The sequence below is a fragment of the Kitasatospora sp. NPDC093806 genome, from assembly GCF_040683335.1.
In the GTDB taxonomy this organism is placed as follows: Bacteria; Actinomycetota; Actinomycetes; order Streptomycetales; family Streptomycetaceae; genus Kitasatospora.
Genome location: NZ_JBFBDO010000093.1, coordinates 23005 through 33360, shown reverse-complemented (window position 1 = coordinate 33360; position 10356 = coordinate 23005). Strand labels below are relative to the sequence as shown.

Annotated in this window: 6 protein-coding genes; 4 read left to right on the top strand and 2 right to left on the bottom strand. The window is 73.6% G+C overall.

The features are described from left to right. Both AB0N76_RS30985 and AB0N76_RS30980 read left to right on the top strand, forming a co-directional pair. Positions 1-1094 (top strand): SUKH-4 family immunity protein (locus AB0N76_RS30985; RefSeq protein WP_363562770.1); only part of this gene is annotated, 1094 nt, incomplete at its 5' end. 266 nt (positions 1095-1360) lie between these two features. After that, complete coding sequence (locus tag AB0N76_RS30980) at positions 1361-2818, top strand: hypothetical protein (RefSeq protein ID WP_363562768.1); 1458 nt, start codon at positions 1361-1363, stop codon at positions 2816-2818. A gap of 221 nt (positions 2819-3039) precedes the next feature. Here the strand turns inward: AB0N76_RS30980 and AB0N76_RS30975 are convergent, their stop codons facing one another. Beyond that, a complete protein-coding gene (locus tag AB0N76_RS30975; RefSeq protein WP_363562766.1) occupies positions 3040-3723 on the bottom strand; it encodes a hypothetical protein in 684 nt (227 codons plus the stop codon). Positions 3724-4255: 532 nt separating this feature from the next. On the opposite strand from AB0N76_RS30975, the gene AB0N76_RS30970 reads away from it, so the two are divergent. Then, positions 4256-4540: a beta/gamma crystallin domain-containing protein gene (locus tag AB0N76_RS30970; protein ID WP_363562764.1), complete on the top strand. Its 285-nt coding sequence runs from the start codon at positions 4256-4258 to the stop codon at positions 4538-4540. 87 nt (positions 4541-4627) lie between these two features. On the opposite strand, the gene AB0N76_RS30965 is transcribed toward AB0N76_RS30970, so the two are convergent. Further along, a complete protein-coding gene (locus AB0N76_RS30965; protein WP_363562762.1) occupies positions 4628-5944 on the bottom strand; it encodes a nucleotide sugar dehydrogenase in 1317 nt (438 codons plus the stop codon). 761 nt (positions 5945-6705) lie between these two features. Between AB0N76_RS30965 and mfd the strand changes: the two genes are divergently transcribed. Next, a complete protein-coding gene (gene mfd, locus AB0N76_RS30960; protein ID WP_363562760.1) occupies positions 6706-10335 on the top strand; it encodes a transcription-repair coupling factor in 3630 nt (1209 codons plus the stop codon). The last annotated feature ends 21 nt before the right edge of the window (positions 10336-10356 follow it).

The following is a 10356-nucleotide window of genomic DNA, read 5'->3' as shown; positions in this document are numbered from 1 at the left end:
GCTACCCGGGCGCGCCCGGGCCCGCCGCGGCCCCGGCACCCGCCCCGGCCCCGGTCGCCCCGGCGGCCGTCCCGCCGGCGCCCGTCCCCGGACCGCCGCAGGGCGCCCCGGTGCCGCCCGGCGTGCCCGCCGTCGGCCCGGGCTACTTCGCCGCGCTCAGCTACCGGGGCCCGGACGGCTCGGAGCAGAAGCTGCTGCACCGCAGCGAGCCCGGCACCCCGCACCCCGAGTGGAAGATCCTGCAGGACCTGCGGCGGCTGAACGTGCCGCCGGAGCAGGTCCTGGAGCTCTACACCGAGCTGGAGTCGTGTGATCTGCCCGGCGGGTACTGCAACCGGATGATCGCCGCCTCCTGGCCGAACGTCCGGCTCACCCACACCGCCGACTACGGCCGCGACCACCACTCCCGGCAGGCCGGCATGGCCCAGCTGCTCGACCACCTGGACGAGCTGCACCAGCTGGCCTCCGGTCCGCAGCGGGTCCGCCCGTTCCGGGTGCCGCCGCCCGCCCCGGGCACCGTCCCGCCGCTGCCGCCGCTCGCGCCGCAGCAGCTCGCCCAGGAGCTCGGCCAGTCCTTCGGCCCGAACGTGTTCCGCTTCGAGCAGCGCGCGGTCGCCCGCCAGGGCGTGCCGGAGCCGGTGGCGCAGACGCTGATGTGGGCGGGGCTGCCGCGCGAGTTCGGGCCGTTCTTCTGGGCGCAGGCCCAGGAGGGCCGGCCGATCCCGACGCTCGCCGAGCTGGCCGCCGAGCGCGGTCTGTCCGGTGGCCCGGAGTTCGGCGGCTACCTGGTGCTCGGCAACGACTACGGCCGCCAGCTGTGCGTGCAGTACGGCACGGCGCACGTGGTCGCGGTGGATCTGGAAGGAACCGGCGAGCCCCCCCGGTTCGTCAACACGGGTGTACCGGAGTTCGTCCGCGCCCTGGCCCTGCTGGGCCGGATGTGGCGGCTGCGGTACGGGCTGACCCCGGACCAGGCCGGTCGCTGGACGACCGACTTCCAGGCCCAGCTCGCCGCGATCGACCCGGCTGCGCTCCAGTCCGCGGACACCTGGTGGGCCGTGCTGCTGGAGCAGTTCTGGGACGGCCTGCTCTAGCAGGTCGTCGCGGATCCGCGCAGGTGGCAGGGGGTCGTTCCGGTGTCCGGAACGGCCCCTTCGGCGTACCGGTGCGGCACTGCCTCGTTGGGGTTTCGCCCTGATCTGCGCAAAATAGGTCAAGAGGATGGTCGCAATCGTCCATCCTCGACATGTTCCGATCCGTCCGACGTCCGATTCCCGACCGGGTTCGCCGACCCGGTTCCCGATCGGACCGATCCGTCCGATCATGGGCTCCGCAGCCCGCGACACGAGGGGAAGAGCCCATGAGCGACGCCGTCCCCCAGCACGGCTTCACCGTTGCCCGGCGCGGTTACGCGCCCGAGCAGGTCGACCGAGCCCTGACCGGCCTCACCACGCAGCGCGACCAGGCGTGGGAGCGGCTGAGCGTGCTCGGAGCCGGAATCCGGGAGATGGAGCGCCGCCTCGCCGAGATCAGGCAGGCCGCCGTCGACGCCCCGGAGCCGGACTACACGGTCCTCAGCGACCAGGCCGCCGGCCTGGCCAAGACGGCCGAGAACGAGGCCCGCGCCGTCCGCGACAAGGCCGAGCGCCACGCCGAGGACCTCCGCGACGAGGTCTACGAGGCCGGCCAGGCGCTCGACCGCGCCGCCAAGGAGTACGCCACCACCACCCGGACCGACGCCGACGCGGCCGCCCGCCGCACCGACGAGCGGACCCGGGCCGAGGCCGAGGCGATCCGGGCCGACACCGACCGCGAGGTCCGGTCCGTCCGGGACGGCGCCACCGCGCACGCCGCCAAGGTCCGGGTCGCGGCCGCCGAGGCCTCCGAGCGGGCCGAGGCCAAGCTGGCCGAGCTGCGCCGCAAGGCCGACGAGATGTTCGCCGAGGCCCAGGCGAAGGCCGACGGCGAGGACGCGGCCGTCTCGGCCACCGCCGAGCGGCGGGTCAAGGAGGCCGAGCAGCACCGGGAGAACGTGCTCGGCCGGATCAAGCAGGCCGACGCCGAGGCGCAGGCCCGGGCGGACCAGCTGATCGAGCAGGCCCGCCGGGAGGCCGAGCGGATCAACGCGGCGAGCGAGCGCGACCAGCGCGAGTTCGCGACCCGGCTGGAGACGGTGCAGCAGCACCTCGACCACATCAAGGCGACGCTGGCCTCGCTCACGGGCGCGGCGGTCGGCGCGCTGGAGCCGCTGGCCGGACAGCCGCGGGCGCTGGCCCTGGGGCCGGTGGCGGATGCGGCTTCGGGTGCGGGCACGGGTGCGGGTTCGGGTGCGGGCGCGGCTTCGGTGGCGGACGCGGGGCCGGCGGACCGGCCGGTGGACGCCGGGCCGGTGGACGCGCCGCCGTCCGACAGCCCGGAGGACGCCCCCGTGGTGGACCCGGACGCGGACACCGGGGAGATCCCGCTGCCCGCCGGCGCCGTGCTGCGCGCCAACCTCCGCAAGGACGACGCTCCGGCGCGGCCTGCCACCCCGAGCCCGGCCGCCGCCGAGGCGGCCACGGCGGTGCTGCGGGTCACCCCGGGCCCGGTCGCCCCGGCCGCGCCGGTGCCCACCGGTCCGGTGCCGCCGCGCCCGGCCACCCCGCCGGTGGCCGCGGCGGACGCGGGTGCGGGCGGCACGGGCGGTGTGGTCGGCACGGGTGGTGCGGGCGGTGGGCGGCCGGTCGAGGAGGAGACCCGGATCATCCCGAAGATCGTGATCGTCGACGACGGCAGCGACTACGCCACCCCGAACACGGTCACCTACCGCCGTCGCTGACCCGGCCCACTGGCGGCAGCCGTAGTCGCAGTCGTAGCCGTAGGCAGAGCAGGCAGGCCCCGAGCGCCCCACCCGGCGCTCGGGGCCTGCGCCGTTCCGCCTTCCGGATCGAATCTGTAGACCGGTCTACAGAAATATGCAGACCGGTCTACAGAGGAGCTCTCAAATATGTCGACCGGTCTACATAGTGGCGCCCGAATATGCAGACCGGTCTACATAGATCACCCGGCCGGCGCGGTCTCGCCGCCTTCGCTGCCCCCAGCGCCCTCCGCGAGGAGCCGGGTGAGCTTGGCGTCCTGGGCGCGGACGGCCTCGCGGTGGGCGTTCAGGGCCTGGGCGTTGTGCTCGATCTGCTGGCGCTGGTAGCCGGCGAGGACGGCGAACCAGATCCCGGCCAGGTTGCTGTGGCCGGTGCAGTCGGCGTCGGCCCGGGCGGTGGCCAGCTCCGCCGGGGTGGGCTCCGGGCCGCCGCGGAACCGGTCCGGGAGGGCGGCCGGGTCGTCGGCCTGGAAGCCCGCCGCCGCCATGCACCCGGCCCACTCCTTGGTCGCCGCCGTCACCCGGCCGTCCCGGCCGGTGGCCGCGAGGGATTCGCCGAACAGCCGCCCGACCAGTTCGGCCCCCGCCCCGGCCGGTGAGCCGAGCCGCTCTTGGGCCTGCCGGTCGCAGTCGACCCGGGCGGCGTCGTAGGCCTCGCCGGAGCCGGCCGGCGGCGGGACGGCCGGTCGGGGCCGCTTCGGCGGGTGGAACCCCTGGACGCCCGCGACGTCCGCCCCCAGGTACCCCCAGGCGCCGGCCGGCAGGGCGGTGGCGTTGTCGGGCGGCTGCGCGGCCTGCAGGCCGTCCCCGCTGAAAGCGGTGTATCCGGCCCGGCGCATGCACGAGACGACCAGCATATTGCGCACCTGAATCTCCTTGACGGAGGTCGGGTCGCCGGCCTGATAAGCGGAAAGTGGAAGTCCGGTCATTCCGCCCCGTCCGGATTCCGGGGCTTTCGCGGCGCCGACCGGCGGCGGCGTCAGGGCGGAATCCGCGGAGCCGCCGCCGGAGGAGCCGGTGCAGCCTGCGAAAAAGGCCGATAAAACGACCGACAAGGCGGTGGCGGTGAATCGCCCGAAATGTGGTGGACGTGCCAAGCGACTGCTCCGATCCTCAGGCACGGCAGGACTGTTCGGACCCTAGCGCATGCCTGTGCGAGGCCGCCCGGCGGTCGTCGCGGTCACTCGGCTTGGCCGGAAAAGAACTGTTCGGCCGTGCACCGCCATGTCAGCCTCTGGAGTCGCAACCAATACCCTTCGGAGGGTTCACATGATTCGCCGCACAAATCATTTCGGACGCACTTCCGAGGGCGCTTCGGCGCGCACTTCCGGAAATGTCCAGAGTCGTCGGATCGGCGCGCTTGCGGTGCTCACCGCCGCTGCCGCCACCTTGCTGCCGGTGGCGAATGCCGAGGCCGTCAACCGGATCGATTGTGGAAACCGCAACGATTTCGCGAAGGTCTACAACTACGGCTACGGCAGCACGCTCTGTTTCGCGAACGACGGGTGGATGGCGGTCCGCATCTACAACGTCGACCGGATCGACGCGGGCAACAACAAGGTCATCACGTACCTCGGCGGCGGCATGGGCTCGTGGACCGTCTTCAACTGGGAGCAGTACGACTTCAACGCCCACCAGGGCCACGAGGTGATGATGTACGACATCAACCTCTCCCGCTGGTAGGCCGCCCGGGACCGTCCGAGGACATCCCGAGGACTCGCTGACCCACGGTGCCGGGCGGGTGCGGACGCCCGGCACCGTCTCCGAGGGTCAGAGCGCCTCTACGACGGCGGCGCCGCCGAGCCGGCGCCGGCAGTCCAGCACGTACCGGGAGTGGGCGACGACCGCCGCGTAGTCGAACTCGTCGTGGTCGGCGAGCAGCACGACCGCGTCCGCCGCCGCCAGCTCCTCCCGGCTCGCCTCGACCAGGCGGACGGCGGCGAACGGGTCGCCCGGCGGGTCGTGCTCGGCCGCGCGCTGCCCCGGGAGCACCGGCTCGGGCACGTGCACCCCGACCACCACGTGCGGGTCGGCGGCCCTGACCTCGGCGCCCATCCGGACCAGCAGCCCGGCGATCCGGGCGGCCGGCGTCTCCCGGGCGTCCCCGGTGTTCCGCTTGTACGCCAGCCCGAGCAGCAGCACCCGCGCGCCCTCGACCGGGCGCCGCCGCTCGTCCAGCGCCGCGGCCAGCCGCCGGACCACGTAGTCGGGCATCCGGCCGTTGACGTCGTTGGCCAGTTCGACGAGCCGGAACGACCGGCCGAGCGCCCGCTCCGCCCGCCAGGGCAGGTAGGACGGGTCCAGCGGCAGGCAGTGCCCGCCCACCCCCGGCCCGGGCGTGAACCGCAGGTGGCCGAACGGCTTGGTGGCGGCCGCGTCGATCGCCTCCCCGGCGTCGATCCCGAGGTCGTGCGCGAACATCGCCAGCTCGTTGACCAGCGCGATGTTCACGTGCCGGAAGGCGTTCTCCAGCAGCTTGGCCAGCTCGGCCTGCCGGCAGGAGGAGACCGGGACGGTCCGTTCGACCAGCCCGCCGTAGAAGCCCTCGACCGCCGCCAGCGCCGCCGGGTCGATCCCGGAGACCAGTTTCGGGGTGTTCTCCAGCCGCCAGGCGGGGTTGCCCGGGTCGATCCGTTCGGGGCTGTAGCCGAGATGGAAGTCGCGCCCGGCGGTCAGCCCGGAGCCCTCCTCCAGCAGTGGCGCGACCAACTCCTCGGTGGTGCCGGGGTAGGCGGTCGACTCCAGGACGACGGTCGCCCCCGGCCGCAGGTGCTGGGCGAGCAGGGCGGCCGAGGCCTCGATGTGCGACAGGTCGGGCACGCCGTCGCGCAGCGGGGTCGGCACGGTGATCACCGCGACGTCGAAGCCCGCCACGTCGGAGGGCTCGGCGGACGGCAGGTAGCTCCCGCTCTCCAGCAGCGGGCGCAGCCGGTCGGCGGGGACGTCCTCGACGTACGACTCGCCGACGGCCAGCCGTTTGATCCGGCGCTCGTCCACGTCGTAGCCGACCACCCGGTGGCCGGCCTCGGCCGCCCGGACCGCGAGCGGCAGACCCGCGTAGCCCTGGCCCGCGATGACGACCCGCATGACGAAGCACCCCCCTCCGTCGCGACATCGCGACGCCTCCCGGCCCCACCGGGCGTCCCGCACGGTGTTCACCAGGGTAGGGAGCGGGGCGGGGGCGCGCGGCCTTTCCCGGGAATGGGCCGAAAGGGGCCGGAAAAGGGCGCCGGGAGACGGACCACGAGCAGAACCGGGAGACGGACCACGAGCAGAACCGCGGGCCGGAAACGCAAGAGGCCGAGACCCGTGGCGCCCTCCAGGAAAGGGCGCCACGGTTCCCGGCGATTGGGCGGGCGCCCCCACCCAGGGTCGCCCGGCCTCGCACCCCCGACCCCCATCGGGTGTGCGACCGTGCCTTCCGCAGCCATCCCCCACGGTTGGGTGCGGCGGGCACAGTCACCATGGTGCGCGATCTCCATGGACGGGCAGTGACAGGAGTATGTCCAGTTCGTGGCAGATCGCGACGGTGGGGAAACAACGGGGCGAAACCGCCGGAGCGGCAGCGTGCGGCCGGTGGTTCGTCCGCCCCCGGTCGGCCGCCCGCTCGGCCCTCCGCCCGTGCCCCGGTCGGCTGCCCGGTCCGCCTCCCGGTCCGCTCGCGACGAGGCCGTGGTCCGCATGCGCTCCGCCCCTGGTCCGGCCCCCGGCCGTGTGCCGCGTGCGCGTCAGCCTCGCGGCGTAGGCTGGAGACCCCCGGCCGCTGGGCGTGCCGGGCCGTTCGCGTTGCCCGGACGGGCCTCCGGCCGTCGGGCAGCACCAGCCACGGGACGAAGAAGAGACTCCAGATGAGCCTGACCGGACTGCTCGATGTCGTCGCGCGGGACGCGGCCCTCGCCGAGGCGATCGAGGCCGCGACCGCCACCGGTGCCGCGGCCGGCGGCCGCCGCCACCTCGACCTGGTCGGGCCGCCCGCCGCCCGGCCGTTCGCGATCGCCGCCCTGGCCCGCGCGCTCGCCGGGCAGGCGGCGGGGGACCACGGCCGTCCGGTGCTGGCCGTCACCGCCACCGGCCGGGAGGCCGAGGACCTCGCCGCCTCGCTGCGCTCGCTGCTGCCGCCGGACGCGGTCGCCGAGTACCCGGCCTGGGAGACGCTGCCGCACGAACGGCTCTCGCCGCGCTCCGACACGGTCGGCCGCCGGCTGGCCGTGCTGCGCCGGATCGCCCACCCGCGGGCCGACGACCCGGCCGCCGGGCCGGTGCAGGTGGTCGTCGCGCCGGTCCGCTCGGTGCTCCAGCCGCAGGTGAAGGGGCTGGCCGAACTGGAGCCGGTGGCCGTCCAGCGCGGTGAGTCGCACGACCTGGACCAGGTGGCCCGCCGGCTCGCCGCGGCCGCCTACTCGCGGGTCGAACTGGTTGAGAAGCGCGGCGAGTTCGCGGTGCGCGGCGGCATCCTGGATGTCTTCCCGCCGACCGAGGAGCACCCACTGCGGGTGGAGTTCTGGGGCGACGAGGTCGAGGAGATCCGGTACTTCAAGGTGGCCGACCAGCGGTCCCTGGAGATCGCCGAGCACGGCCTCTGGGCGCCGCCCTGCCGCGAGCTGCTGCTGACCGACGAGGTGCGCGCCCGGGCCGCCGAACTGGCCGCCGAGCACCCGGGGTTGGCCGAGATCCTGGACAAGATCGCCGAGGGCATCGCGGTCGAGGGGATGGAGTCGCTGGCGCCCGTCCTGGTCGACGACATGGAACTGCTGATGGACGTGCTGCCGCTCGGCTCGGTCGCCGTGGTCTGCGACCCGGAGCGGGTCCGCACCCGGGCCGCCGACCTGGTGGCGACCAGCCAGGAGTTCCTGCACGCCTCCTGGGTGGCGGCCGCGGCCGACGGCGACCGGCCGATCGACCTGGAGGCGATCGACGTCTCCGCGGCCTCGCTGCGCTCGCTCGCCGAGGTGCGCGAGCACGCCGCCGAGATCGGCCTGCCCTGGTGGTCGGTCAGCCCGTTCGCGACCAGTGACGCCTCGGTGAGCGGGGTGCTGGAGTTCGACGCCAACACGCTGACCCTGGGCATGCACGCGGTCGAGGCGTACCGGGGCGACACCGCGCGGGCGATCGCCGACGCCAAGGAGCGGCTGGCCAACGACTGGCGGGTCGTCATGGTGACCGAGGGGCACGGCCCGGCCTCCCGCCTCGCCGAGGTGCTGGGCAACGAGGGCATCCCGGCCCGGCTGGTCGCCGACCTCGCCGAGGCGCCCACCCGGGACGTCGTCCACGTCTCCTGCGGTTCGATCGAGCACGGCTTCGTCGACGAGGCGCTCAAGCTGACCGTGGTCACCGAGACCGACCTGTCCGGCCAGAAGTCCTCCACCAAGGACATGCGGCGGATGCCGTCCCGGCGCCGGAACGCGATCGACCCGCTGGCGCTGGTGGCCGGCGACTACGTGGTCCACGAGGCGCACGGCGTCGGCCGGTACGTGGAGATGGTGCAGCGCACCGTGCAGGGCGCCACCCGCGAGTACCTGGTGCTGGAGTACGCGCCGGCCAAGCGCGGGCACCCCGGCGACCGGCTGTTCGTGCCGACCGACCAGCTCGACCAGGTCACCAAGTACGTCGGCGGCGAGGCCCCGACGCTGCACCGGCTCGGCGGCGCGGACTGGGCGAAGACCAAGCAGCGGGCCAAGAAGGCGGTCAAGGAGATCGCCGCCGACCTGATCAAGCTGTACTCGGCCCGGATGGCCGCGCCCGGTCACACCTTCGGCCCGGACACCCCGTGGCAGCGTGAGCTGGAGGACGCCTTCCCGTACGCGGAGACGCCGGACCAGCTGACCACCATCGCCGAGGTCAAGGCGGACATGGAGAAGTCGGTCCCGATGGACCGGCTGATCTGCGGCGACGTCGGCTACGGCAAGACCGAGATCGCGGTCCGGGCGGCCTTCAAGGCGGTCCAGGACGGCAAGCAGGTGGCGGTGCTGGTGCCGACCACGCTGCTGGTGCAGCAGCACTACTCGACCTTCGCCGAGCGGTACGCCAACTTCCCGGTCAACGTGAAGGCGCTGTCCCGGTTCCAGACCGACGGCGAGGCGAAGGCCGTGCTGGAGGGGCTGTTCGAGGGCTCGGTGGACGTGGTCATCGGCACCCACCGGCTGTTCTCCTCGGAGACCCGGTTCAAGGACCTCGGGCTGGTCATCGTCGACGAGGAGCAGCGGTTCGGCGTCGAGCACAAGGAGCAGCTGAAGAAGCTGCGGGCCAACGTGGACGTGCTCACCATGTCCGCCACCCCGATCCCGCGCACCCTGGAGATGGCGGTCACCGGCATCCGCGAGATGTCCACCATCACCACTCCGCCGGAGGAGCGGCACCCGGTGCTGACCTTCGTCGGACCGTACGACGAGAAGCAGATCTCGGCCGCGATCCGGCGTGAACTCCTGCGCGAGGGCCAGGTGTTCTACATTCACAACCGGGTGGAGTCGATCGACAAGGCGGCCGCCCGGCTCAAGGACCTGGTTCCCGAGGCGCGGATCGCCACCGCGCACGGGCAGATGGGGGAGACCCAGCTGGAGAAGGTGGTCGTCGACTTCTGGGAGAAGGAGTTCGACGTCCTGGTGTCGACCACGATCGTGGAGTCCGGCATCGACATCTCCAACGCCAACACGCTGATCGTCGAGCGCGGCGACACCTTCGGCCTCTCCCAGCTGCACCAGCTGCGCGGCCGGGTGGGCCGCGGGCGGGAGCGCGGGTACGCGTACATGCTGTACCCGCCGGAGAAGCCGCTGACCGAGACCGCGCACGAGCGGCTCGCCACCATCGCCCAGCACACCGAGATGGGCGCGGGCATGTACGTGGCGATGAAGGACCTGGAGATCCGCGGGGCGGGCAACCTGCTCGGCGGTGAGCAGTCCGGGCACATCGCGGGCGTCGGCTTCGACCTCTACATGCGGATGGTCGGGGAGGCGGTGGCCGAGTTCCGGGAGTCGCTGGCCAACGGCGGCGAGCCGGAGGAGGAGCCGCTGGAGGTGAAGATCGAGCTGCCGGTCGACGCCCATGTGCCGCACGACTACGCGCCGGGGGAGCGGCTGCGGCTCCAGGCCTACCGGTCGATCGCGGCGGTCAACTCGGAGGAGGACATCACGCAGGTCCGGGACGAGCTGGTCGACCGGTACGGGAAGCTGCCGGAGCCGGTGGAGAACCTGCTGCTGGTGGCGGCGCTGCGGCTGTTCGCGCGGCGCTGCGGCATCTCGGACATCACGCTGCAGGGCGCCAACGTGCGGTTCGGGCCGGTCGAGCTGCGGGAGTCGCAGCAGCTGCGGCTGAACCGGCTCTACCCGCGCAGCCAGGTGAAGGCGGCGACCCAGCAGCTGCTGGTGCCGCGGCCGGCCACCGGCCGGATCGGCGGCAAGCCGCTGGTCGGGCGGGAGCTGCTGGCGTGGAGCCGGGAGTTCCTGTCGGCGATGTTCGACGACCTGGCGGGCTCGAAGAAGTAGCCGAAGGAGTAGCCGAAGAAG